This window comes from Aquimarina sp. AU58 (assembly GCF_900312745.1).
GTDB lineage: Bacteria > Bacteroidota > Bacteroidia > Flavobacteriales > Flavobacteriaceae > Aquimarina > Aquimarina spinulae.
The window spans coordinates 494,314-521,286 of record NZ_OMPD01000009.1; the positions used below are offsets into that span (position 1 = coordinate 494,314).

Below are 26,973 nucleotides of genomic sequence, written 5' to 3' on the forward strand. Positions count from 1 at the left end.
TTATGTATTATATAAATTTACTATATTTTGTTTAGTATGTATTGCGGTTCCTTCTCTAGAAACCAGATATAAAAATGCGTCATATGCTACTCCATCAAATTCTACCCAACCACAAAGTGCTTCATTAGCTTTATTTGCTAATAATAGACTATTTGTATAGTCTGATAAATATTCGGCATTAAAGCTGTCAAAGATAAAAAAACTATTTTCAGAATGAAGTTTATATTTTATACTAATCTCACCAATACAAATATTGGGTAATGTATAAACAAAAACGGCGGGACTTGGATAGTAATTGTCTTTACTCTGGATAGATTCCTGATGTTTTTCATCGGTATCTAAACTAGATGATTTATTTGAAAATATAATAGCAATGTTATTTTCGTCTTCTATATTTAGTTTTTCTTTTTGCAGGATAAGATCTGATGCCAAAAAAGCAAGCTTACTTAACCCATCCATTTTAAAGAATTTAGGATATTTAATATCAAAACTCCTATAAGCTGCTTTAATAAATTCTAAAAAATCTAAAGCATCTTTATCGTCATATATAACAGATCCGTTTAAAGAGATTTTATTATCTTTTATGTGACAGAATGATTTTATATAAAATCCAGACTCCATAAATCGGTTACTTTTTTTTACAGACAAATATGGTATGGTATTCTCCTACAGCCAAATCTTCTTTTATAACTAACCCGGCTTCGTTTGCTAATTCAATCAATTCAGTAGCTTTATACATTTTACTATTTCCATTTGCCAGTACTGTAAAATACAATGATGTAGCTTCTAAGATAAATTTTGCATTATCAAATTTTTGTCTGTCGGTGTATGTTTCCATAATTAATAGTTCTGTGTTGTCATCCATAGATTCTACACAAACTTTTAATATTTTTAGAATTTCGTCTTTAGAAAAACAATCTAAAAATTGACACATCCATATAGTATCTGCCCCGGTTGGGATTTTTGGATTTTCGGATAACCAATCTATTTCATGACCGGTGACACGGTTTTCAAATTGATTGTTTTTTACCGCAGCAAGGGCCTTTTTTAATTGACCAGGTAAATCAATCATTTTTATAGAAACATCTTCATTATAGTTGCAACAGCTAATAGCAAACTTTCCTGTATTTGCACCAATATCAAATATTAATTTTGGATTTTTTCTAAAAACTATTTGTAATGCATCCTGAAATATATCATCAGAATAATGATGATCAAACTCAAACCAGGATTTTTGTATTTGTGGATCTAATTGTGATAAACCTTCATATATGGTATCCCAATTTCCTAATTCTTTTAAGCCTTCGGGTTTTCCTTCTTTAATAGAATCGTTTAAATGATATAGTCCTTTATAGCAGACATCATTCGTGAAATTGATATTAACATCAACCGTTTTATTATAATTTAAAAAATAACCAATATTAGTTAACTCGTAAGTGTTGTCTTCATTTTTACTAACGATATTAGAGCTTTCGGCAATTTCTAATAAAACACCGATACCATAATTGCTAATAGATAATTCTTTGGAAATATCTTCTAATGTGATTCCTCCTTTTTTCCTTCTATCAAAAATAAGATTTAAAACCCCAAGCTTTCTTAACGAAATTGTTGCTTGAAAAACGAAAGGTGCAAAGGCTATTTTTTGTGCTTCCTGAATTGCGTCTATAGCTTTTATAGTTTGAACTGACATACTTTTATAAATATAAGTTATTTTATTTTTTGGAATACAACTGCGGTATTACAACCTCCGAATCCAGAGGCGGTTTTTAGAAAAATATTTAATTGTTTTGGGGTGGTTTTTGTGATAATGTTTAAAGGCTTTGATGTACCGGGTTCTTTAAAACCTAATGATGTATATAGTGTATTCTTCTGCAATGAATACATCCCAACAATAGTCTCAACTAATCCTGAGGCCCCTAATGTATGACCAAAATAGCCTTTTAAACTATTTAATGGTACTTTGCTTAAATTAAGTCTGTTAAATGCAATTGATTCTGTTTCATCATTAAACAATGTTGCTGTTCCGTGGGCCGAAATGTAATCAATATCGGTATGGGAGACATTCCCTTCTTTGAAAGCAGATTGTACACTTCGAAATAATCCTTCACCAGTTCGGGAAGGTCCCGAAATATGATTAGCATCGTTACACGAGCCTTCACCCAAAATAGCAACCGCTTCTTTTGGAAGCCCTTTTTTATTATTAGTAACTAAAATACTAGCAGATACTTCTCCTATATTAACCCCTGTTCTATCTTTGTCATAAGGTTTACAAGGTTCATTACTTAACGCTTGAAATGAATTAAAACCAGTTATTATAAATTCACTTACCATATCCCCACTAACAATAAAAACATCATCATAGGTGCCATGGTTAATATAGCGTTTTGCAATTGCAATAGATAAAATTCCAGAAACACATGCATTAGAAACAACTATAGCATCATTTTTAAAACCTAAAGTTTCTTTGATTACTTTTCCTAGAGTGCTTAAATAAGCTCGCTCTTTTCGGAATCCATTGTTTTTATTTAGAACATCGATATTGCCTTTGGTTGTAGATATAATAAGTCCAACACGATTTGTTAAAGGAATTTTAGATGCTTTGACAACCTGACTTAATGAAGAAATCATCATCTGCTCTAAACGGGTGAACTGCCCTTTATTATTTAATTGCTTAAAACTAGCAGCTAAATCTTCGGTATTTATAATTGAAGAATAAAATGGACTTGGTAATAGGTCTTTGTTATCAATACGTCGCAAGCCCGAATTCTCGTCATGAATATTCTGTACAACAGTTTCGCTATCAAAACCAAGCGATGATATTATATTATTATATGAAGCGTAAATCTTACTCATTCAATTTTATAAGGCCTTCTTTTTGTTTCCATTTGATAAAGAAAGATGGAATTGTTAGTGATAAATCACCATTCCCTATATCTTCAACAAACACCTGCACGGTTTCTCCTGTGCAGACTAATTTATGATTTTGGTTGTAAATTTCATATCTAAAAATCATTTTAGCAGCAGGACTATCTACATAAATTGTTTTTATGGTAGCAATATCTCCATATCGCAAAGGTAGTTTATGTTCTGTACTGGATTTTACGATTGGCGTTGCATAACCAAATTTTTTTTGATCTAAATATGAAATACCGTGATGTCTTCCAAAAGCTTCTCTGCCATCTTCAAAATATTGAATATAATTACCATGCCAAACAATTCCTAAGGGATCAGTTTCTACAAAACGTACTCTAACCTGGCTGGTAAAACTTATTTCTTTGTTATTTTTAGACTGCATTTTTCTTTTCATTATAAACAATAGAAATTAAGGCCGTTATTATAAAAAATAATAAAAGTAATATTATTTCTGGAACAATTTCTATAAAGCTGGCATTTCGCAAAAATACATCATAGAAGGCATTTAAACCCCAATTCATTGGCGAAATATTTGATAATAGTTGCATAAATTTGGGCATTACAAAAACAGGTACCCAAACACCTCCCAAAGCAGCGAGGATAACCACAAAGGTTGCTCCAAATGGAGCAGATTGTTCTTGCGTCTTTGCAATAGTTCCTAGTAATAACCCCAATCCTATTGCTGCTAAGCCCGCAAAAAAAGCAACAATAAATAGATTTACTATTCTTCCTGATACATCTAATGTTGGTAAACCTAGTTTCGGAAATAAAAACACTCCTATAGCTAGCATTAAAGTAAATTGTATGAGACAAACAGCCAGATATACTGTAGTTTTTCCTCCTAATACTATTGCATAGGATACAGGATTTGTTCTTAATCGCACAAAAGTTCCTTGATTTTTTTCTTTTACAATATTTATAGATAATGGTACTATAATAAAAAAGATAGCAAATAAAGTCCAGGCAGGTACATTGTGTTGCGCAGAATTCGGAATAATCTCTTTGTCTCCTTGTTTTGGAGCTATTTCTTTAAAACTGATAAAATTATCTGTTTCAAAAATAACCTCTGTGTCGTCTTCTGCTACTTGTTCATGAAAAGCCTTGTAAATAGATTGTGTTTCTATTTTAGAAATCATTTTATCAATACCATTTTTTACAGAACTTTTAAAAGTTAATTGAGTTGCCGGATCAAAATATAGTCTAACCTCCTTATTTAAAATAGTTTCTTCTGGTCGAACCTCTTTTTCTTCTTCCAGACCAAATTTTGATAAAATACCCTCTACATTCTGATTGACTTTTTTCTCTAAGTCTGATGATAACTTTTCTGGGATAATTATAGCGAGTTGATAATTCCCCTTAAACACTAGATTTCTGGCTTCTTGCTCTTTATCTTTTTGAATGACCTCAAAAGTATTGGATTCTGTTAAGCTGCTAATTATAGTCTCAGAAACATGACCATTATCATTATTTACAAGAAGTATTGGGATCTTAGTATCACTAATCGTTTTAAAACTACTATCCTGAATAATTGTTATCGTGATGATTAATACAATTGGCATTACAAATAAAATAGCAATACCACCAATATCTCTGGTGAGCAATAAGAATTCTTTATATGTAGAAGCCCATAATTTATGCATGATCTCTTAATGCTTTCCCGGTTAAGGCTAAAAATACATCTTCAAGATTATTTGCCTTTTTTTGATTAGAAATTAATTCTTGTGGTTCTCCTTGAGATATTATTTTTCCATGATCTATAATAGCAACTTTAGTACAAAAATCTTCAGCTTCATTTAAATGATGTGATGTATAAATAATTGTAGTTCCTTTTTGATTTAAGAGTTGTAAGTATTTAATAATTACATTTTTAGATTGTACATCTACCCCAACTGTTGGTTCGTCCAAAAATAATACTTTAGGCTCGTGTAAAATACTTGCGATTAAATTGATACGACGTTTCATCCCTCCAGAAAATGTACTCACTTTTTTGTTAGCAAATTTTGACAGGCCTAATGTGTCAATTGCCTGGTTTATTTTAGATTTTAATAGCTGTCCTTTTAAACCATACATGCTACCGAAATACTGAAGATTTTCATTAGCGGTTAACGAAGGATATAAGGCGTACTCTTGAGGTACAATACCAATTAATTGTTTTAATTGATTAGGTTTTTTATACGTTAAACCATCTATGGTAAATGATCCTGATGTAGGTTTTATTAAAGAACATAACAATGAAATTAATGTAGTCTTTCCTGCGCCATTTGGGCCAAGTAACCCAAAAATTTCTTTTTCATCGATAAACAAATCTAAATCTGATACAGAATATGCATCTGCACCTTTATATTTTTTAGATAATTGTTCAATTTTAATCATGCTTTATTTTACTATTAAATCGCTTTCTTTAATTTTTTAAAGAAAACTTCTTCTCGATTTGCTATATCGTCTAGTTGCAAAGCAACATCGTTATATGCATCATCTTTTGCGCTTCGGTTTTTGTATATGCGAGAAGCATCTAAAGCAAAATCTCTCCACGAATCACCAATTGCAGTCATTTCTGTAGATAATTCGATTAATGTATCATTTTTTAATAAGTTACCAGCCTCTTGTAAGAATGCAGCATAGATATATCTAAATCCACCACCTCCGGTTCCTATTTCTTCTTGCATTCTAACTACTTGTCCCAAATAATGATTGGCTACTTTTGTGCCTTTCTTTTTTGGCCATTTGCGAATTAATTTAGCCACTGTTCGAATTCCTTTAACTCCAACGATAGGCACTGGAGCAAGCATTTCTCTGCAAGTTTGTTTAATTCCTTGAACTATAGCTTTTTCTAAAGCTAACTCCTTAGGGAAATCGATAGGGTAGTACATGTGCCCTTTAGGAGCAAAAGCACCTTTGGCAAAACGCACTTTTTCCAGCTCTTTTGCTGTTAAAGTTGTAACAGTTTCCATCACCGGATCGCTAATTAGATACGAATCTTCTTTTTTTCCATAAACAACCAAGTTGTGAGCATTAAAATGAAAGCGATATTCGTCAGGAAAATATACTAGGTTATATACTCCAACTTGAAGTCCTACGGGATTATTCTTCTTAAGATTTTCGTCTAAACGTGCCTTAGCGTTCTGAGGATTTTTAAATTTTTCTCGTTTTATTTTTATACCAACTCTTTTTGCAAATCGTTTGAAAATAAAGCCAGGCATTGCCCGATAAGTAAGGGCCGGAGCATGATTTACCATTAAAAATGGTATGTAACAAAATAACAAACCTGATCCAATACCAAAGACCAAGGGTTCACTAACATTGAAACCATTATGTTTCATTAAATTAGACACAACACCATTTTCGCAGTGTGCAGATTGATGATGCGTAAAGTTAATTTCCATGTTCAATGTGTTTTAATTGGTCTACGGTGATTTCGAAAACATCAGCGTATTTTTGTAATATTTTTTGAGATAGTTTTTGAAACACTTTTGGCTTAAAGTGCCTTTTAACACGCCATTTCCATAGGCCAACATAGCTAGCTAAAATGGTAATATCCATTTTATGTAGTTCCATATAATATTCTATTGGGCTTGTTTGATTGTTTAAAACCCTAGCCTGCGCATCCTGTACCCGTTCATTTATTTCTTGTATAGCATTGCTTAATGCTATGGTTTTAGGATCCCATCCGCTACTGTTTGTTGTTATGTATTCTCCATTATCATTAACCGCGTAACATAACTCTCTAAAATTGGCAGATTCTAAATTACTTTTGTCCTGTGGAACTTCACTTTCTTTCATAAGAGCATTATTTCATTTCCTGAATAAATAAATTTATTTCACAAGATAATAATTCTTTATCTGTTTCATGAATAGTGCATTCTAATGTACACATGCTATATTGCTCTGTGTCAAATCGGGATTTTAAAACAGCTTTAGAAACTATTGTTTCTCCTATCCTGGGACAACCGTAAACCACAACTTTTTTGATCGCACTAATAAAACCAATAAGTTTGGTGCCTTCACCTTCTAGGTCATCGTCTTCAAAATAACTTTTACCAACGATCGAAGAACAGGTTTGAGCAGCATTTTCTACCATACCTATTTCGCTAAAAAAAGAATCGTTAACAAAAATGCAATCTGATTTTATATTAAATGAGGTTGCTACATGTTCATCATCTATAGATAGCACTTTGTCGACCATTAAAAAAGGAGCGCGATGCGGTAGAAATTTAGCGATATCTAATGTTTTGACTTTATCCATTAACTAGCTAGCAATAACAGTTTTCATTTGTCCAGAAGCGATCACTTCTTTTTCTGTGTTAAACACCTCGATTTTTACCATAGTAACTCCCATGAACTCGTGTAAAATTTCGGCTTTGGTAGTTATAATCTCATTTAATTTTGGGAGATAAAAAATTTCTACTTTTTTTACAGATCCTATATACCCTGTTGGGGCGGGCTCGTCTCTAAGAAAATAATCATAACCTGTGTGCAATGCCACAGTTTGCGCCATATTTTCGATAATTCCTGGTTCTAAAAATAGATCGTCTTTTAGAAAAAGGTTACCTTCTGTAATTTTGAAGGAGGACGAAACACTCGTTTTCGAAAAGCCCAACAAAGTATCTACCATTTCGAAAGGCTCTTTTTGTGGAATTAAATGTTTAACATCTGTAATAGGTAGGTTTGATTTTTTCATCTTAACATACAGTTAAACAGGCATATGTGTAAGAAAATCTTGCGCTTTCGGGAACTGATAATAATATTTTATCACCTTTTTTAAGGTTTCCGGAAGCAACTAACTCTTCGAGCATTATATAGATAGATGCTGCTCCAACATTTCCTACATTGCTTAAATTCATAAACCAATTTTCCCAAGGAATCTCTACGCCATTATCTTTCATTTCCTGGTATAAATTTTCTTTAAAATAATACGAAGATATATGAGGGAGGTAATAGGTAATATCTTGAGGCTTTATTTTATTTTTTTCTAGAGCCATTTTTAGACTATCTACTCCTTTTGTAAGAATATTTTCTCCCAGTAGTTTTACATCCTGTTTCATTGCAAATAGGGATCTCTGAGCCCATTCTTCTGATGGGTATTCGCTCCAGGGTTTTAATAAGCCATTATCTAATTTATCCCCTCCTGCATACATACATGCTTCTATTTCATGTGCATAAGAATAGCCTTCCATCCATTCAATTCTTAAAGGGAGATCTCCATTGGGTTGATCTTCTAAAAGAAACGCGCCGGCACCATCGGATAACATCCAGCGTAAGAAATCTTTGTTAAAGGCCAAAATCGGTATTTCGTCTAATTTTTTTAAATGCTCTACTTCATTTTTGAAAACGTCTGATTTCATCCATGACGATGTTCGCTCAGACCCTGTGCAAACTGCATTAGTATTTTGTCCTGATTTAATTGCCAGATAGCCATACTTTAATGCATTCATACCAGAACAACAAGCTCCCGAAGGTGAGTTAATTTCGATATTTCCGTTTTTCAAAAATCCATGAACCATAGCTGCGTGCGATGGTAATATTTGATCAGGGCTAGAAGTACCGCATGATAATAATTCTATATCAGAAGATTTAAAAGTATCATCACATAATAATTCTACAGCTTCTTTTGCAAGCTGAGCATTATTATGTGTTATGTTTCCGCTATTATCAATTGCATAGTATCTGGTTTTTATTTTATTATTACGTAATACAATTCTTCGACCTTTAGATGTCTTCCCATCTATAACACCTAGCTTATCTTCCATCTCATCATTACTAATGGGAGAATTTGGTAAAAATTTTGATATTCGTGTAATATAAACTTCCTTCATTTTAACGTCTTCCTATTTTACTTCTACAGATGAATAATATTTTTTATCTTTTCTAATTTTCGGAATCAAGAATAAATAAGTTAACAAAAATAAAATAAAAACTATAGGAGCAATAAACCAAATAGCAAATAATAAATATTTATTAAACATTTTCTCCCAAAAAAACCTTTTTTGGCTGTTTTTCTTTCCTTTAGTAATAATAAATTTTGCCCATTTTGAAAATAAAATATTCCCGCGCTTATCTACAGTAATTAAAAAGGGCTTAATTTTTACTGCTTTTTCGAGCAAAAGATCATTTTGCAGCGTATCATAATTGTTTTTGGCCATGTGTTTTGAAATTACATGTCCAAATTTTACCGATTCATCAATATCTTTTTGAGAGACCCCAGGCTTAGGGAAAATACCCAAATAGTTTCCTTTTTTTCCAGAAAACATCCAATGCGAAATTGTAATGAGGCTAATATGGTTAAGATGGCGATCCGTAAGAACAATATGTCCAACTAAGTTCGCATTTAGTTGGTTTAATTTTTTCTTCATTTTTTCCTGCGCCATAATCCACATATTCCTGCATCCTATTACGGTTATTACAGGTGTTCCTGATAGAATTTTTTTGGCCTCTGCAGTGTTTAAAAACGAAGTGGTAGGTAGCGATGGTGTTAGATACCAAATTTGATAACCTAGTATTACCAGGTCGTATTTTTGATTTGTTATTTCTTCAGGAAGAGGTTTTGTTTTTTCTGGCACCTGAAGAAATGTTTCTGGAAAAACCCCAAAAAAAGCTTTTTTGTTCCATGGAAATGGATAGGGGTTTTCCATTTCAATTTTGTGATAGGTTACCTTTATTTCTTCAGAAGAAGCCATAGGGGAAGCTATGTTTTTAACAATTTCTGTCAACTGCCCAGACTGCGAATAATGGATCACTAAAACATGTTTCATCTTACTTATTATTTACATTCCAAAAATCGAAATAGTTAAACCATTGTAATGGATACTTGTCTAACATCCATTTTACGCTTTCTGTGTATTCTTTTAGTAATTCTTTAGCATCCCTATGTTTTGCTTTAGCTTTTCTGGCATAAAGGTGGTAATGTGTATTGGTTTCTTTCATAACATACACAAAAAGTACAGGTACTTTTAATCTAGAGGCTAGCATAAAAGGTCCAGAAGGGAACTTGGCTTCTTGCCCCAATAAATCTTGTGTTAAATATTTAGAACCTTCAAAATAACGATCTCCTGTAATGCATACAATTTCATTTCTAGCCAAAGCGGCATTAATTTGAAAGATATGAGAAAGATCTTCTTTGATGAAAATAAATTTAATATTAGATTTAGAGGTCACGCTATCAAGATAATTCTTAATTGCAGTATGTTCTATGTCTGTAGTTAAAAGACTAATTGCAGCATTTTCCTCTAACTCACCAAAAAAATGTTCAGCAATCTCAAAATTACCAAGATGTGCACTAATAAGAATACCTCCTTTTTTTTCCTTTAAGGTTTCGTTTATGAGTTCTACGCCATCAAACTCATACGTGAATTTGTTTCTAAGGCCCGATGATATAGCTACTTTATCAATAATAGTCTGGCCAAAAACATAATAACTTTGGAATATTTTTAAAATACTCTTAAATCTAGGGTATTTAAGTCTCTTATTTAAATAGTAATATATAGATTTACTACTAGATAAGGCAAAAAAACAAAAATATACAGCAACAAAGTATAAAATAAAATAGGCAGAGCCTAAGCCAACTTTTTTAATAAAGAAAACAAATATTTTATACCCAAATACTGTACCTCTGGACTTTCCTTTCCATTCAGTAGTCATAAATGTTTATAGCGATTTTATTTTATTCTCTATAAGATCGTAAAAATTTTGAAGTGTTACAACATTTATAAAATCTTCGCCTATTAATTTTACACCAAAATTGGATTCTACAGCTACTACAAGATCAACAAAATCTAAGCTATCTAGCTCAAGAGTCTCTTTTAAGTTTGCTTCTGGAGAAATGTTTTCCTCTTCTACTTCAAACTCATCAATAAGAAAGTCGTTTATCTTTTCAATAATAACTTCTTTATCCATATTCTATTTATTAAATTTTTTTATTATTAATGCGGAATTTGTTCCCCCAAATCCAAAAGAATTAGACAAAAATACATCAATTTTTTTATCTAGAGTTTTATTAACCAAATTTAGTTTGGCTGCATCTTCATCTGGCTGCTCCAAATTTATATTTGGTGCAATAAAAGAATGTTGCATCATGAGCATAGAATAGATGACTTCACTAGCTCCTGCCATCCAACATTCGTGCCCTGTCATTGATTTTGTAGAGCTTACATGTGGTCCGTTTTCTCCAAAAACATTATAGATCGCTTTTGCTTCATTGGCATCTCCAACAGGGGTTGAGGTTGCATGAGCATTTACATAATCTATAGCCGATGTTTCAATATCTGCTTGTAGGAGTGCTTTTTTCATAGCTCTTGATGGACCATCAACGTTAGGAGTAGAGATGTGTTCACCATTTGAAGAAAACCCATACCCTATAATTTCTCCAAGAATTGTTGCTCCTCTTTTGATTGCGGATTCATAACTTTCTACAATAAGTGTGGCAGATCCACCACTTGGGACCAATCCATCACGATTAGTATCAAATGGTCGAGAGGCTTTTTCTGGATGTTCTGTATTTGTAGAGAATACTCCTAAGCCATCAAAACTTCCCATGGCAAGCTGGTTTATTTCCTGAGCTCCTCCGCAAACAATACAGTCTTGTAATCCGCTTTTTATAAACTGATATGCCATTCCGATAGCATGGGATCCGCTGGCACATGCTGCACTAATAGTAAAGTTTATTCCTCTAAGTTTAAAAATTGTAGAGAGATTCATAGTTACAGAAGAATTCATTCCTCTAAAAATTGCTCCTGAACCTACTAATGTGGTATCTTTTTTTTCTCTAATCTTTTCTACAGATTCAATAACCGATTGCGCAGTACTATCATTCCCATAAAGGATACCGACTTCATTTTGATCAAGGAAAGACTGATCTATATTTGCATTTTTTAAAGCTTCGAGTGTAGCTATATAAGCGTATGTTCCTTCTTGCCCTAAACTAATACGTTGTCTTCGGGAAAGTAATTTATTTAATTCTGGTTCTGCTACCATTCCTGTTAAACAAGAACGATATCCGAATTCTTTTCTTTTTTCATCAAAAACAATTCCAGATGTCCCGTTGTATAATGATGTTTTTACTTCTTCGAGGTTTTTACCAATACAAGAATATATACCCATTCCCGTGATTACAACTCTTCTCATATATTCAGAATTAATTTACGAGTAAATTCCGCCATTTATATTAATCACTTCACCTGTAATATATGAAGCTTTTTTGGAGGCTAAAAACGATACGATATGCGCTACTTCTTCGGCTTCTCCAAATCTATTGGCTGGAATTAACTTTTTAAGTTCTTTTTCATCTAACTCATTGGTCATGTCGGTTCTAATAAACCCCGGAGCAACAGCATTTACTGTGATATTTCTTTTTGCTATTTCTTGTGCAAGAGCTTTTGTAGCTCCGATTATAGCACCTTTAGCGGCAGAATAATTAGTTTGCCCAGCTGTTCCCTTAACTCCAGATACAGAAGCAATATTTATAATTCTACCATATCTGTTTCGTAATAATTTTTGAATTAAATGGTTTGTTACATTATAAAAACCATCAAGAGAGGTGTTAATAACATTTTGCCAATCATTTTGGGTCATCCACATGAATAGGTTGTCCTTTGTGATTCCCGCATTATTTATGATGACTTCAATAATAGCGTCTTTATTATTCTCTTGCCAGGTATCTAGTTTTGTTTTTACCTGATCAGCATCAACTACATTAAATTGAATAATTTCTGCAGTTCCGCCATTGGCTTCTATTTCTGTAAGAGTTTGCTTTGCAGCAGTTTCGTTACTATTGTAATTAATTAATATATGATAATCGGTGTCTTTAGCGAGTTGTACGCAAATTGCTTTTCCAATTCCCCTCGAGCCACCTGTTATTAAAGCACACTTCATTTATTTGTAAGATGTAATAGTTATTTCAATCGATTTTAGATAAAGATTAATAAGTATTAATTAAATAATTCTAAATTTTCAAACCACAAGTTTTTAAGTATTTCTCCTTTAGTGTTTAGATAACACCAAGATTTTTTTTGTTTAACTCTTGCTAAGCCATTTACAAAACCTTTTTGTGCATTTTTTTTAAAAACAGAAAAACCACCAGCAGTAATTTCATATTTTTCTTCTATAATGAGTTCTCCTTTTGTATTTACGAATCCCCAAAGTTTTTTAGTTTTAACAGGAGCTAGTCCATCAGCACTAAATATTTCTGCATCTCTAAATTTAAAAGGAATTACAGTTTCGCCACTAACGTTAATATATCCCCATTTACCATCTTTTAATACAGGTGCTAATCCATTATTAAAGGCTCTTACTTTATCATATGTGGGCTCAATTATCCATTCTCCATTTTTATTGATAAATCCAATTTTATCATTTTTTTTGGCATAAGTATATTCTCCATTTACAGAGAAATCCCATATTTTTTGAGCTCCTGATACTTCTTTAAATTCTCCGTTAATAATCAATCCATGACGAAGGCCTTGAGTAGCTACAATTGTATTATGGTAGACATTACTTACACCATCATAGGTTGTTTTTACAAAATAATTACCAGAAGGATCAATTAATCCCCATTTTTCACCCTCTCTTACTTTTGCATATCCATTTCTAAAATTGAATGCTTTCGAAAATTTTGGAGCTACTGTAGTTTCTCCTTTGGTATTGATAAAACCTACTTTATCTTCTTTTCGTACAATAGCAAAACCGTCTTTAAAATCATAAATTTTGTCAGAATCAATATTGGTAAGGATTTTCTCTCCTTTGGTGTTGATATAAAACCATTCTTTATTTTTTAAAACGACAGCTATACCAGAACTAAAAGCTTTAACTTTATCGAAACCAGGCTCAATAACCCATTCTCCTTTTCTGTTTATAAATCCCCATAGTTTACCTTTTCTCGCAGCAGCTAGATCTTCAGAAAAGTTTTTTGCAACATCTAATGTTGCGGGTATTTGCCAGTCACCTGATTTTGTAAGATAACCAAATTTACCGTCAAATTTTGCTAATGCTAGTTCTTGAGCAGATCCTACTAGCGAACAAAGAGAAATTACAAAAATTAAAAAATGTTTAGTTTTCATCACGATTCTATGGTTTCATTATTAATAATAAAATCTTTTACTTGATTCACATAGGGGTACATAACAACATCTTCTGTAAATATAGGAACTATATTTCGTATGGCATCATACATCTTTTTTGTATTCGTAGAAACTTGATCTTTTACGCCTAAATATTCTATTGCCTGAACGATGGTTATTAGTTCTATACCAACAACTTCAAAAGCATTTTCTATAACCTTTTTTGTAATCAAGGCAGCATTTGTTCCCATACTTACAATATCTTGATTGTCGTTATTATTAGGGATACTATGTACATACATCGGGTTTGATAGCATTTGGTTTTCTGCTGTAGTAGATGTAGCTGTAAATTGTACTCCTTGCATTCCAAAGTTTAAGCCTAGTTTGGCAAGGTTTACAAAAGGAGGAAGTATGTCGTTTAATTTAGAATTTAATAAGTAATTTAATTGACGTTCTGCCAACATCGATAATTTGGTAACCACAATTTTTAACTTATCCATTTCTAAAGAAACATAGTCTCCATGAAAATTACCTCCATGATATACGTGTTTTTCTTTAACATCGATAATAGGATTATCATTAGCAGAGTTAACTTCTTCTATTAGGATTTTTTCAATATTGTTTAAAGTATCTAAAACTGGGCCTAATATTTGAGGAACACAACGTAATGAATAGTATTCCTGAACCTTCTCTTTAAAAACAGTTACTTCAGTTTGATCAGTATATAGATACTCTTCTCTTTTTCTGATTAAAGAACTACTTTCTAAATGCTCGCGCATTTGCTTAGCAATTTGTTGCTGCCCTACATGCTTTTTTGCATGATTTAATTCTTGTGATAAATGGTCATCATATGCTTTTACAATTTCATTAATTGCACATGAAGCCGTAATCATCCAGTTTAATAATCTTCTTGTATAAATAGTGTTTACTAACCCCACTCCAGTCATCACAGACGTACCGTTCATTAAACCAAGTCCTTCTCGTAAAGCTATTGTAATGGGGTTGATATTTTCCTGTTCAAAAACTTCTTTAGTATTTTTTTGTTCTCCTTCATAAAATACTTCTCCCTCGCCAATAAGAGTTAAGGCCAAATGTGCTAATTGAACCAAATCTCCACTAGCACCAACACCACCATGTTCATAAATAAGAGGCGTAATGTTTTTATTGATCAAAGATGTCATAACATCTACAACAGATTTATGAACACCAGAGTACCCTAAGCATAGCGTATTTAAACGTGCTAACATTGCTGCTTTTACGTACATGGGAGGGATCGGGTTTCCTGTCCCCGAAGCATGACTTCTTATTAAGTTATATTGTAGCTGATTTCTTTCTTTGTCGTTTATTTTGTATTGTGCCATTGGCCCAAAACCAGTATTTACACCGTAAATGATTTTATTTTCAGAAAATTCTTTTAAAAAATTAAAACTTTCTTCTACAGTTGCTAGAACACTTTCGTCTATTGCAATCGATTCTTCTTTAAAAATAATGTTGAAAAAGTCCTGTATTTCTATTTTCCCTTTTAGTGTTAGCATCTATATTTTGCTCAAAATTTTAATGAATAATATTTTAATAACCAAAAATAAAACAGTTATTTTGGTTTGCAAATTTATAATAATTAAGGAATTAATAAGTACAATAGTGCTATGAATGATGAAAATATTGATGTTTTAGTAGTGGGAGCAGGACCTTCGGGATGTGTTGCAGCCTCTTATTTACATAATAATGGTTATAATGTGAAAGTTGTTGAAAAGAGTCTTTTTCCAAGATTTGTGATCGGAGAAAGTCTTTTGCCAAGATGTATGGATCATTTTGAAGAAGTAGGACTATTAGATTGCCTAAAAGCATGTGAGTTTGAAGTGAAATCAGGAGCACGATTTATTAAAGGAGAGAAGGTTTGTAATTTTGATTTTAGTAAAAAGCATACAGAAGGTTGGGATTGGACATGGCAAGTGCCTCGTGCAGATTTTGATTCGGCTCTGGCAAAAGAACTTATTAATAGAGGTGTAGATATCTGTTTTGAAGAAGAAGTCGTTGCTGTAGATTTTGAAGGGAAAATTTCAAAAACGACTATAAAGGATAAAGAAGGGAAACATCGTGTTATTACTGCAAAGTATGTTATAGATTCTAGTGGTTATGGAAGAGTACTGCCTAGGCTTTTAGATTTAGAACAGCCATCTGAGTTGCCAAAACACTCTTCGATTTTTACACATGTTAAGGATATTAATAGACCTGAAGGAGGCGAAGGGACGCTTATCACATTTGATGTGATAGATACAGAAACCTGGTTATGGGTGATTCCTTTTTCTAATGGGGTTACTAGTATAGGATATGTAGGACCAACAGAGTTTTTGGATTCGTTTGAGGGTAATGCTACAGAGAAATTAACACAAATGTTACAGCGTTCGGATTATTTCTATGAGCGTTTTGAAAATGTTGATTTTATGTTTGATCCTATATCAATTAAAAATTATTCAAAATCTGTAAAACAATTGTACGGCAAAGGATATGTGTTAACAGGAAATAGCGCAGAGTTTTTAGATCCTGTGTTTTCTTCTGGAGTTACATTTGCTACAGAATCTGCATTGTTAGCAGCAAAACTTGTTGCTAAAGAGTTGCAAGATGAAGCTGTAGATTGGGAAGAGGAATATACAGGATATATTAAAGGAGGCGTTCATGTTTTTGCGTCCTATGTAAAAGAATGGTACACCGGAAATCTTCAAAAGTTGTTTTTCCATCAACCAGAGAACCCAGAAATCAAGAGACAAATATGTGCAGTTTTAGCAGGTTACGTATGGGATAAAACAAACCCTTTTGTTACCAAACATAACAGATTGATTAAAACGGTTGCACATATGATAGATATGGAAACCGAAAAAGAAGCATAGTCGAGTAGAGGTAATAATTCTTGAAATCTCTGTAAGTATTTATCTATGTAAACGATCTAGAATTTCCATTACTTCTATTTTTTTTCGTACCGAAACGGGGATATTTTCTCCGTTTTTTAGCATAAGATACCCTCCGTCGGTTTTAATAAAGGCACTAATACATTGTAAATTGACCAAGTGACTTTGGTGTACTCGTAAAAATTGATAAGTCTTAAGCATATCAGAAAAATATTTCAATGTCTTGGTCACAAAAATTTTCTGTCCATCCTGAAGATAGAAAATGGTGTTATTACTATCAGATTCGCAACGAATAATATCATCCAAATTTACGATGATGATTTTATCGAGAGTATGTAGCGAGATTTTGTCTGGTTTTTGCTCTGGTGCAGATAATGTGTCTTTTAGGATGTTAAGACGTTCTTTGTTGGGTTGAATCTGTTCTTTTGCCCGGGCAATAGCTTGAGCTAATTCTTCATTTGAATATGGTTTTAAGACATAATCAATAGCTGCAAATTTAAAAGCCCTGATAGCAAATTCATCACTGGCTGTAACAAAAATGATCTTTGATTTTAGGTCGGGAAATATTTCTAATATGTCAAATCCAGTACCATCGCCCAGCATGATATCTAAAAAGAGAATATCTGGTTGTGTATTGCGTAATGATTTTGCTGCCTCAACTACACTTTGGGCAGTATCAACTACTTTTATTTCTGGATGATTCGCTTTTAAGTCACTTTTTAAAAGCTGAAGTGCATCAGGCATGTCTTCTACGATAATTGCTGTAAGCATAATTGTTTTAATAGTCGGTTTGTAATGGTATTTTAAATGTAATCTCTGTTCCTGCCACAGAATTACCGTTTAAGAGGATTTCTTTTATATGTAAGGAATCCTTCCCTGAAATTGATTCAAGTCGCTCTCGGGTCACTGTAAGTGCCATAGATTGATGATCTGTATTGGTTTTGTTCTTTTGTGATTGAAAAATACCTTGCCCATTATCTAATATAGTGCAATGTAAGTGTTCTTCGCTGGTATGAAATAATACTTTTAACTCACCATCTCTGCTTCCTTTTAAAATACCATGTCTAACCGCATTTTCTACAAAGGGTTGGATTAACATAGGGGGAATAAGAATTTCTTCGGGGTCAAAATCAGAATCTATAGAAATATCATATACAAATGGTTTGCTGGCCATTAATTGTTCTATTTCAATATAATGTTTTAAGGTCTGTATTTCCTGATCTAGGGTTATATGATCTTTTCTAGAGTTGTATAGAGTTTCTCTTAATAAAGTAGCAAATGTATTTATAGTAGTATTCATACGATTGGGATTGTTGGTTCCCATCGCTTTTATACCATTTAACGCATTAAATATAAAATGAGGATTCATTTGTAAACGCAATGCTTTTTGTTCTAATGATAGTAGGTGATTTTGCATTTGTAGACGGTTACGTTCTTCCCGGTTTTTTTGTTTCACTCTTCGGATGTAAGATAATGCATATCCACCTAAAATCAATACAATTATTACTAATACAGTTAATTGAAACCAGGCTTTTTCATAGATGGGACTATCAATAAAAAAGCGAAACATAATAGGGTCACTTTCTTCCCATCTGTAATTTCGGGATTGTGCAGAAAAGTAGTGTGGTCCATATGCTAATCCGGCAAGATTTTGTTTGTGATCTGATGACCAGGGGCTCCATTCAGAATTGTTCAACCTCCATCGATATTCTACATCATTAGGATGATCAAGATCAATAGTTTTATAGCTAAATGATAATTCTGTTTGATTTGGCTTCAGTTTAAGAACACTTTTGTTATTTACCCAAGCTCCCAACTGTATAGAATCAACACTGCGATACGCAACTTCTACGTCTTCAAAATGTATACTAGGCTTGATTGTAGCTTTAGTAGTTTCTGTTGGTTGATATTTGGTTAGCCCATATATTGCTCCAAACCATAGATTACCATGATCATCTTTGGTAACAGCATTAAGACAGGTTTCAATCCCTAAGAAACCATCATTTCTTCCAAAATGAAAAACATCTACAATATCATTTGATTGATTTAGCTCAATTCTATCAACTCCTCGTTCACTCCCTGCCCATAGGTTGTTTTTGTCATCAAATATCATTTGATAAATATTGTCTGAATAGGGTTTTTTTCTTCCTTTTAATTTTTTGAATGTGATCTTCTTATCAAGATCAGACCACCAAATCCCTCTTCCTGCTGTCCCGAGGTATAATATGTTTTTGTGAAAAAGTAATGTACTAATTGCCGTTTTTTGGTTTAAAACATTGCCTAAGTGCGTAACTTTATTTTTTTCAATATACCCTAGATGCCCATTTTGAGTAGCATACCAGATTTTGCCAAGAGAATCTTTTTTCATGTCCCTTATTTGCAAATCTTCAATACCACTTTTTCGGGTAAATTTCTTTAAAGACCTTATTCGTTTCTTTTTTGGGTCGTATATAAATCTGGAGACCCCAGCAGAATATGAGGCAACCCAAACAGTATTGTCTATTACTTGTATAGTTCTTATCCAATCTGATAATAAGCCTTTGTCTCTGTCAATAATGTGATTTTTACTAACTGTAATTGCAATCGTATCTGTAGTTATAATTGGATCTTCATCTAATTCTTTGCTATTAGTAGTATCTACAACAATACTGTCAACTTGCATAATCTCTTTAAAGAGAATCCCTTTACCTTCTGTGCCAGCCCAAATGTTTCCGGAGTTATCACTGGTTATGGTTTTGATTTTCACATCAGATAAACGTTCTTCCTGAGGTATATGATGAATCCCGATAGAATCGATTTTTACCATTCCTGCTTCTGAATTAGATGTCCAAATACCATTTTTTGCATTATGAACAGCATATACACGATTACCTTTTAGTCCAGTATTTTGGTCATAGTGTGTGAAATTATTCTGAAAATATTTATAAAACCCCCCGCCAGATGTAGCAATCCATATATTAGATTGAAGATCTAAAATACTTTTTCGGGTGTGTGAAACAGATAGGCCATTTTTTCGATTAATTTTCTTTTTTAGAGCATGCGTTTCAAAGTCTAGTATGGTAATTCCGTCATTATCTGTAGCAAACCATAACTCATTATTACTATGTATTGAAATATTTGTTACCCGAACTGGTTTTTGAATCCATTGGTTACCATATGTTTTTGCATTGGTGTTTAGTACTAAAATCCCTTGATTAAAAGCAGCAGCAAATACTTTGTTATTATGAAAAATTGCCGCTGTAAAATCATATGCGCTATGTCTTTCTATGATTCTTGTACCTTGTTTAATGTGATTTAGTTTCCAAAGCCCTTTATTGGTTGCAACCCAGAATAGCTTACCATCAAAAACAATATCATTAATAATACTGGTATTGATTTTTGGATTAAGATTAATCTTAATTAACCCCAGGTTTTTTCGATATTCATAAATGCCAATATTGGTGGCCAGATAAGTCTTGTTGTCTATCAAGCATATTTTGTTAATTCGGGGCCCTTCAATGTTAGTGAATTTATTCTTGATCTTGATACTAAGCCCATTTTTTGTACCGATAAAAAGACTGTCATTTACAAAGGCAAGAGAATGAATGTAGTTTGATTGTAATCCATCATTTTCATTCCAGGTTTTAAACTCTTCGCCATTAAATCTAGAGAGCCCTCCTCCTTGAGTTCCTAACCATAAGTACCCTATTTTATCTTGTACAATATCATAGACTTGTGATTGAGGTAGCCCATCTTCTAGAGTATATGCTCTAAGTTGATTGTTTTGTGCTGATAATGAGCCGATAATATTCAATATCAGGAAAGAAACAAGATAGATGTATTTATAGTTTAAGTTCACAAGAGATTTGTCTGGTTGGTAACAAATATAATCAAACTGCTTTTTTCTGGGATATAATCGATTTAAATGTAAAAAAAACCGACACCACCGGTTAAGGCGTGTCGGTATAATAAACAAAAGTTTCCCCCTTTTTGTTTATTAGATTGAGATTACTGTTAGGATTAATAATTAGTACCCTGTGATAGCATTTGTTTTTGAATCTTCAACAATGCCATCTTTCCAGGTAAAACTTTGTTTTAAGTTTACATATTTAGTATTAGTTGTTGTTGTTTGATAAAATGTTTGTGTTTGTAATATGTTATCTTTTATGCCGTATTCCTGATTTGGAAATATGTATTGAAAATCGGTATCAGAATTTTCACAATACACATTTTTAAGTTCAGGCAATGCTACAATTGTATTGTCTTCTTTAAGCATGTAGTAATATGCTTCTACATGAGCGCAACATGCTAGATACTCGACTTCCATCTTAATTACCTTAGAGATCCCTTCTAGTCCAGGGTTCTCTAAGGTAGTTATAAAGATATCCTCAAAAAGCTCTGTGTCTTCAATCGTAAGAGTAGATATTTTATCTAAATTTTCTTCTCCCGAACGAACCAGATTAATAACATATGAGGGGTGTTTTTCTCCACGGTCCATAATTTCGGTAGTTACCAAAAACTCTTGAGTATCGGCAAAAACTTTTTGTGCATGGATACCTTGAAAACTTTGAAATAGAATAATGATTATGGCAACATTTTTCATAACAGCTTATTTTGAGGTTGGCTATTTTGTATAAAAGTAATTCCTTATCTTATTCTTGAGGATGTGCTTTTAGTATTCGTAATGATTCAACTAGAATTCGTTTTTTGTAACATAAAACCATCTCTTAATGATTTTATACTCTAATACTTTATAAGGTAAGAGGCAAGGGTGTTTTAGTAAGCTATATGGTTAATTGTTTAATGAATTTATCTTTTTTCAGGTTCTATAAAATTTTTAAAGCTTTTGATTTATACTATTTACTGTAAATTAGGTATAAGTGTTTGATAATGTGATGAAATCATGAGGGTGGAATTGGCTTTAGGGCGCTGTTTTTTGTATCTTCACAAGAATTACCCTTACAAAATTTAGATGTTAGACATCTTTTTAATGTAAATCATCTCTTATGATTATACAAAGATGTGCATGTCTATCTATATAATAGTTAAAGAAAATAAAAATCAATATTCCAGATATTTAGTTTTTGCTAAACATATTTAGAGAATTTTACGTTTAGTTATAGACTATTTTGACACTTACCTTCTGTTTTAAATAGAAGTTGACTCAATACAGAAAAATCTATAAAATACAAACAAATGAAAACAATACGGTATCGTTCGAACGGACAGGATGTTCATTTTTTGGAAGAAATTTTAACAACTCTGGGATATCAAGTATATGTGTCTAATTTTTTTGGAAAAGATACAGATACAGCTGTCAGAGATTTTCAGGCAAAGCATAACCTTGTGATAGATGGTATTGTTGGGCTTAAAACCTGGTCTAAACTTATTGAAGTAAAAAACGACTTTATTGCGTTTAATGATAAGCTCTTGTCCGAACAAGATATCAAGGATTTTGCAGATCAGTTTGGGTTAGAATTAGCTATGGTGAAAGCGGTTAATGAAATAGAAAGTAATGGAAAAGGCTTTTTGGTATCTGGTAGACCCAGAATTTTATTTGAAGGCCATATTTTTTGGAAAGAATTAGAGAAACGAGGAGTAACCCCATCTCAATATGTTTCAGAATATACCAAAAATGTGCTATATGAGAAATGGACAAAAGTACATTATAAAGGAGGAGCTGGAGAGTATGATCGTTTAGAAAAAGCTGCTGGGATGTCTGATGACCCAGCTTTTCATGAAGCGGCCTATAGCTCTGCATCCTGGGGAGCTTTTCAAATCATGGGATTTCATTATGCGAACTTAGGTTTTTCTTCTATAGATCATTTTGTTTCAGAAATGTATGATCATGAAAGAGAACACCTTAAAGCTTTTGGTAAATTTATAGAAGCTACATCTTTTAAAGGTAAAAAATTACTAGATTGGATAATAGAAAAGAACTGGGCAAGATTTGCCGAAGGGTATAATGGATCTGGTTATAAGAAGAATAAGTACGATACTAAACTAAAAAATGCTTACATAAAATATAGTACTAGTTAATCGGGATTGTATCATAGAATTAAATTTGTTTTTAAACGATGTTCCTACAACTATATCTCAGTTTTTCTATTTTTGTTCTATGATTGATAATTTCGAGAATGAATTTTTTGGGATCGGTATCCAAAATGGTAAAACACCAGAGAACCTTGGTGTATTATGGCGTTCTGCACAAAATATGGGAGCTAGTTTTATTTTTACGATAGGTAATCGATATGCAAAACAAGCCAGTGATACTCATAATGCGGTAAAAGCCATGCCGTATTTTCATTACGATACTTTTGAGGATTTTTACCGACACCTGCCTAAAGGAGCAATGTTGGTAGGAGTAGAGCTAACAGATAATGCACAATCTCTAGAGACGTTTAGTCACCCAAAACGCTGTGTGTATTTACTAGGAGCCGAGGATCATGGATTATCTAAAATTGCTATCGAAAAATCACAGTTTTTAGTCAAGTTTAAATCCGAATTAAGCATTAATGTGGCTGTAGCAGGAAGTATTATTATGTATGATCGTGGAGTTGATAAACCCAGATTTATAAGAGCGTAGATTCTGCAATTTTTAGATTGAAGGCATCATATCTAATTTTTGTCACTACATTTATAACCACTATCCTTATTGTCTATGTTTAAAATAGTAGAAGATTTTATTGCCGGTTTTAGCTCCTGGGTATGGGACTGGCCTTTATTGGTATTGCTTATTGGTGGAGGAATATTTTTTCTTATCTATTCTAGATTTACACCTTTTTTCTATTTCAAACATGCGATCGATGTGTTGCGAGGTAAATATGATAATGAGCATGCGCCTGGCCAGCTTAGTCATTTTCAGGCATTATCTTCTGCAATTGCTGCTACAGTAGGTATGGGTAATATAAGTGGTGTAGCGGTAGCAATTGTCGCAGGTGGCCCAGGAGCTGTGTTCTGGATGTGGATCAGTGCTTTAATCGGTATGGCAACCAAGTTTTATACCTGCTCATTAGCGGTAATGTATCGATCAGAAGATGATAAAAGGGCTTTGCTTAGTGGTCCTATGTATGTAATTACTAACGGCTTGGGGACCCAATGGAAACCCTTAGCCATAATTTTTGCATTGGCAGGATTGGTTGGTACATTACCTGCGTTCACTGCAAATCAACTAACACAAACATTAGTAGATGTTTTAGATTGGGATGATGATTATAAATGGTATATCGGAATTGTCTTAGCGGGTTTTGCCTCGCTGGTCATTATGGGAGGAATAAAAAGAATTGGGATTGTGGCCAGTAGATTAGTCCCTTTTATGGTGGTGCTATATTTTATTACTGTGATTACTATTTTGGTATTACAAATAGAAAAAATACCAGATATGTTTATGCTAATTTTTTCAGATGCATTTTCTGGAAAAGCAGCCGCAGGAGGAGCTTTAGGGTATTTGATTAAAACAGGAGTGAAAAGAGCTGCATTTTCTAACGAGGCAGGTATAGGAACCGCTCCTATGATGCATGGTACGGCAAAAACCAATGAGCCTATTCGAGAAGGATTAGTGGCAATGATTGGCCCGGCAATAGATACATTACTGGTATGTACATTAACTGCTTTGGCAATACTTTCTACAGGAGTATGGCAAAGCTCTAATGGTAATGGCATATCTCTTACTTTAGAAGCTTTTAATTCTGTTCTGCCATATGGGTTGGGGGATATTGTAGTGGTTATTATGGTTTTGGTGTTTGGACTTTCAACACTGTTTTCATATTCTCATTATGGTACTACATGTTTAGGCTTTTTAACCAAGCCGAAGTATGGTAAATATTATAATTATTTATACATAGTATCGATTATAATTGCTGCAGTAGTAAAAATAGAATTTGCGATTAATCTTATTGATAGTGCTTTTGCTATAATGGCAATCCCTACAGTGATTTCTGGATTATTACTGGCTCCAAGAGTAAATGCCAGAGCTAAAATCTATTTTAAAAAATATAAGGTATAAACTATTCTTTAGCGTGTTTTATTAGACCAGATTTCACGGGATTATATTTTCATGATAATAAACTCACTTCTTCTGTTTTCTTGATGCTCTTCTTCTGTGCAATCGACTCCATCGGCACATTTATTAATCAATCTTCTTTCTCCATATGCTTTACCAGGTATGCGTCGCCAATCAATATTGCCTTTTCGCACGATATACCGTATTGTGGCTCTCATTCTTTTTACACTTAACTTTTTGTTGTACCAATGACTAGATCTACTATCGGTATGTGAGCGAACTTCAATTTTTAATTTGGGATACTTGTTCATTGCCGAAATTATTTTTTGAAGCTCGACTTCGGCTTTTGGGCTAATTTCATAATCATCCAGCCCAAAATAGATAGGTTCTAATTGTAAAATTTTCCCCAAATCATCACCAACAGTAACCTCCACTGTTGTAGATAATACTTCTTGTGTACCTATTTTTTCTAATGCAAAAGGAATATCATGAATAAATTCAAAAACATCTGTGGTTTCTAGGGTAACCTCTTTTGGGATATATTCATTTAACGATGCTTGTATCACATATGATTCATCACAAGGTACTTTGATTTTGTATTTTCCTTTTAAATCAGAAACAGCTTGATGCAATATGTCACCATTATTATCCAACACTATAACATCTGCTCTAATAAGTGGTTCACCAGTTGTGCTATCTGTTATTGTACCTTCTATATATTGCATACAAGAAGTGATCAATTCTTCGACTTGCTTAAAACTGTAGATGTCATCATTACCTTTACCTCCTTTTCTGTTACTGGCAAAATACCCTATTTTGGTATCTTCATTTAATACAAAGGTAAAGTCGTCTTTAGAGCTATTTACAGGTTTGCCAATATTAAAAGCATCAGAAAAACCAGACTCATTAGGTACAGAAACAAAAATATCTAATCCGCCTAGGCCTACATGACCATCACTAGAAAAGTATAACCTTCCGCTATCACTTATATAAGGAAAAGTCTCTCTACCTTCTGTATTTATTTTGTTTCCTAAGTTTTTTGGTTCGCCATATTTTCCATCTCCTAGTACATCTACCACAAACAAATCAGACTGTCCGAAAGTACCCGGCATATCACTGGCAAAATAGAGTTTGGTTCCATCAGCACTTAATGAAGGATGAGATACAGAATAATCATCACTAGAAAAAGGCAATTCTACGATATCAGTCCATATTCCGTCTTTTAGGGTGGCTTTATATAATTTTAGGAGTACAACACCCTTTTTACTCGTTCCTAATTTGTTGTTGGTGTAGTTGTTTCTTGAAAAATATACAGTTTCTCCGTCCTTACTAAAACTGGTAGATGACTCATGGAATTTTGTATTTATTTTTCCTTTAAGTTTAACAGGGTCTTCTAGAGTAATCTGATCTTCTTTGATATTTGAAGAAAAGATATCTAAAAAAGGCATTTTATTCCATTTATGAAGTTTTGAGTCATTAGTGTTTTTACTTCTTGATGAAGCAAAGACAATTTGATTTTTGTTATTGAAACTAGGTGCGTATTCTGAATTTTTCGAATTAATACTCAAAGGAAATATGTCATATTTACCCGATTGCATTTCGATAAAATCTAAGTAATTTCTTTTTTCTATAAAAGATTTAGCCCGTTTGTCATTTCCTGTGATAGCATAGAATTGATCCATAATCCTATCGGCTTCCTCGTAGCGCTCAACACTTTTTAAGCTTTGTGCATATCTAAATAAATATTCGGGATTAAGATCCTCAGGATAGGTTTGAATAAGCTTTTCATACCAAACTACAGAATCTTCAAGATCTCCTGTGAAATAGAACGAATCTCCTAGTTTAGAGTATAGATTTTGAGAAGAATATCCACGTTGAGCTACATCCATGTAGATTGCTCTGGCATCTATATATGCAAATGCTGTAAAACTTTGATCTGCTTTAGTTATACGTTTATCCTGGTCTTGAGAAAAAAGTTGCGACGATGTTATAAAAATGAGTACGCAGAAAGAAATGAGATTTCTTCTTATAAAGATTGAAGCAAAAAATAAGGTGTGATTTTTCAAACGATCCCAGAATTTAATGTTAAAAACTTGTTTCCACGGGGTATTTGAAAACATACTGG

At 32.9% G+C, this 26,973-nt stretch carries 26 protein-coding genes; 4 read left to right on the plus strand and 22 right to left on the minus strand.

Going from position 1 to position 26,973, the window contains the following annotated elements:
* From DK441_RS08680 to hutH, 18 genes are read right to left on the minus strand one after another with little or no spacing between them, the layout of a single operon-like run.
* Nucleotides 1–621, minus strand: a complete 621-nt coding sequence (locus tag DK441_RS08680) for a 3-oxoacyl-ACP synthase (protein WP_109098599.1) — start codon at nt 619–621, stop codon at nt 1–3.
* A gap of 7 nt (nt 622–628) precedes the next feature.
* Nucleotides 629–1,690, minus strand: a complete 1,062-nt coding sequence (locus DK441_RS08685; RefSeq protein WP_109098360.1) for a methyltransferase — start codon at nt 1,688–1,690, stop codon at nt 629–631.
* Between the two features lie 17 nt (nt 1,691–1,707).
* Complete coding sequence (locus DK441_RS08690) at nt 1,708–2,853, minus strand: beta-ketoacyl synthase N-terminal-like domain-containing protein (protein WP_109098361.1); 1,146 nt, start codon at nt 2,851–2,853, stop codon at nt 1,708–1,710.
* A complete protein-coding gene (locus tag DK441_RS08695; protein WP_108807405.1) occupies nt 2,846–3,307 on the minus strand; it encodes a thioesterase family protein in 462 nt (153 codons plus the stop codon). Before DK441_RS08695 ends, DK441_RS08690 begins: the two co-directional genes overlap by 8 nt.
* The gene (locus DK441_RS08700) at nt 3,285–4,553 is read right to left on the minus strand and encodes an ABC transporter permease (RefSeq protein ID WP_109098362.1); all 1,269 of its coding nucleotides are present in this window, start codon (nt 4,551–4,553) and stop codon (nt 3,285–3,287) included. The genes DK441_RS08695 and DK441_RS08700 overlap by 23 nt, the downstream gene beginning before the upstream one ends.
* Nucleotides 4,546–5,286 carry an ABC transporter ATP-binding protein gene (locus tag DK441_RS08705; RefSeq protein ID WP_109098363.1) on the minus strand — a complete coding sequence of 247 codons (741 nt, stop codon included), beginning with the start codon at nt 5,284–5,286 and terminating at the stop codon, nt 4,546–4,548. Before DK441_RS08705 ends, DK441_RS08700 begins: the two co-directional genes overlap by 8 nt.
* Before the next feature lie 14 nt (nt 5,287–5,300).
* Nucleotides 5,301–6,296, minus strand: a complete 996-nt coding sequence (locus DK441_RS08710; protein ID WP_109098364.1) for a BtrH N-terminal domain-containing protein — start codon at nt 6,294–6,296, stop codon at nt 5,301–5,303.
* Complete coding sequence (locus DK441_RS08715; RefSeq protein WP_074407509.1) at nt 6,286–6,693, minus strand: hypothetical protein; 408 nt, start codon at nt 6,691–6,693, stop codon at nt 6,286–6,288. The genes DK441_RS08710 and DK441_RS08715 overlap by 11 nt, the downstream gene beginning before the upstream one ends.
* A 7-nt stretch (nt 6,694–6,700) precedes the next feature.
* Nucleotides 6,701–7,156 carry an ABC transporter permease gene (locus DK441_RS08720; RefSeq protein WP_109098365.1) on the minus strand — a complete coding sequence of 152 codons (456 nt, stop codon included), beginning with the start codon at nt 7,154–7,156 and terminating at the stop codon, nt 6,701–6,703.
* Nucleotides 7,157–7,159: 3 nt separating this feature from the next.
* A complete protein-coding gene (locus tag DK441_RS08725) occupies nt 7,160–7,591 on the minus strand; it encodes a hypothetical protein (protein ID WP_109098366.1) in 432 nt (143 codons plus the stop codon).
* A gap of 1 nt (nt 7,592) precedes the next feature.
* Complete coding sequence (locus DK441_RS08730; protein WP_109098367.1) at nt 7,593–8,726, minus strand: beta-ketoacyl-ACP synthase III; 1,134 nt, start codon at nt 8,724–8,726, stop codon at nt 7,593–7,595.
* Nucleotides 8,727–8,738: 12 nt separating this feature from the next.
* Nucleotides 8,739–9,662, minus strand: a complete 924-nt coding sequence (locus DK441_RS08735; protein ID WP_109098368.1) for a hypothetical protein — start codon at nt 9,660–9,662, stop codon at nt 8,739–8,741.
* Nucleotide 9,663: 1 nt separating this feature from the next.
* Nucleotides 9,664–10,548 (minus strand): lipid A biosynthesis acyltransferase, encoded by an 885-nt coding sequence (locus DK441_RS08740; protein ID WP_109098369.1) that lies wholly within the window; start codon nt 10,546–10,548, stop codon nt 9,664–9,666.
* A 6-nt stretch (nt 10,549–10,554) separates the two neighbouring features.
* Complete coding sequence (locus DK441_RS08745; RefSeq protein WP_074407515.1) at nt 10,555–10,803, minus strand: acyl carrier protein; 249 nt, start codon at nt 10,801–10,803, stop codon at nt 10,555–10,557.
* Between the two features lie 3 nt (nt 10,804–10,806).
* Nucleotides 10,807–12,030, minus strand: a complete 1,224-nt coding sequence (locus DK441_RS08750) for a beta-ketoacyl synthase (RefSeq protein WP_109098370.1) — start codon at nt 12,028–12,030, stop codon at nt 10,807–10,809.
* Nucleotides 12,031–12,045: 15 nt separating this feature from the next.
* A complete protein-coding gene (gene fabG, locus DK441_RS08755; RefSeq protein ID WP_109098371.1) occupies nt 12,046–12,777 on the minus strand; it encodes a 3-oxoacyl-ACP reductase FabG in 732 nt (243 codons plus the stop codon).
* Nucleotides 12,778–12,833: 56 nt separating this feature from the next.
* Entirely contained in the window at nt 12,834–13,961 is a 1,128-nt protein-coding gene (locus DK441_RS08760; protein ID WP_109098372.1) for a WG repeat-containing protein, read from the minus strand.
* Nucleotides 13,961–15,496 (minus strand): histidine ammonia-lyase, encoded by a 1,536-nt coding sequence (hutH, locus tag DK441_RS08765; protein WP_109098373.1) that lies wholly within the window; start codon nt 15,494–15,496, stop codon nt 13,961–13,963. The genes DK441_RS08760 and hutH overlap by 1 nt, the downstream gene beginning before the upstream one ends.
* A 111-nt stretch (nt 15,497–15,607) precedes the next feature.
* Here hutH and DK441_RS08770 point away from each other — a divergent pair, with 111 nt between their 5' ends.
* Complete coding sequence (locus DK441_RS08770; RefSeq protein ID WP_109098374.1) at nt 15,608–16,849, plus strand: NAD(P)/FAD-dependent oxidoreductase; 1,242 nt, start codon at nt 15,608–15,610, stop codon at nt 16,847–16,849.
* A 39-nt stretch (nt 16,850–16,888) separates the two neighbouring features.
* Here the strand turns inward: DK441_RS08770 and DK441_RS08775 are convergent, their stop codons facing one another.
* The 3 genes from DK441_RS08775 to DK441_RS08785 all read right to left on the minus strand — a co-directional run bounded on the left by DK441_RS08775 (nt 16,889) and on the right by DK441_RS08785 (nt 21,449).
* Nucleotides 16,889–17,638: a LytTR family DNA-binding domain-containing protein gene (locus tag DK441_RS08775; RefSeq protein ID WP_109098375.1), complete on the minus strand. Its 750-nt coding sequence runs from the start codon at nt 17,636–17,638 to the stop codon at nt 16,889–16,891.
* 7 nt (nt 17,639–17,645) lie between these two features.
* A complete protein-coding gene (locus DK441_RS08780; protein ID WP_160112008.1) occupies nt 17,646–20,705 on the minus strand; it encodes a histidine kinase in 3,060 nt (1,019 codons plus the stop codon).
* Between the two features lie 168 nt (nt 20,706–20,873).
* A complete protein-coding gene (locus DK441_RS08785; protein WP_074407523.1) occupies nt 20,874–21,449 on the minus strand; it encodes a hypothetical protein in 576 nt (191 codons plus the stop codon).
* Nucleotides 21,450–22,042: 593 nt separating this feature from the next.
* Between DK441_RS08785 and DK441_RS08790 the strand changes: the two genes are divergently transcribed.
* From DK441_RS08790 to DK441_RS08800, 3 genes are all read left to right on the plus strand, one after another.
* Nucleotides 22,043–22,885, plus strand: coding sequence for an N-acetylmuramidase family protein (locus DK441_RS08790; protein ID WP_109098377.1), 843 nt, complete (start codon nt 22,043–22,045; stop codon nt 22,883–22,885).
* Between the two features lie 79 nt (nt 22,886–22,964).
* Nucleotides 22,965–23,432, plus strand: a complete 468-nt coding sequence (locus tag DK441_RS08795) for an RNA methyltransferase (protein WP_109098378.1) — start codon at nt 22,965–22,967, stop codon at nt 23,430–23,432.
* A 75-nt stretch (nt 23,433–23,507) separates the two neighbouring features.
* A complete protein-coding gene (locus tag DK441_RS08800) occupies nt 23,508–24,851 on the plus strand; it encodes a sodium:alanine symporter family protein (RefSeq protein WP_109098379.1) in 1,344 nt (447 codons plus the stop codon).
* A gap of 41 nt (nt 24,852–24,892) precedes the next feature.
* On the opposite strand, the gene DK441_RS08805 is transcribed toward DK441_RS08800, so the two are convergent.
* Nucleotides 24,893–26,968 (minus strand): OmpA family protein, encoded by a 2,076-nt coding sequence (locus tag DK441_RS08805; RefSeq protein ID WP_235015738.1) that lies wholly within the window; start codon nt 26,966–26,968, stop codon nt 24,893–24,895.
* Between the last annotated feature and the right edge of the window lie 5 nt (nt 26,969–26,973).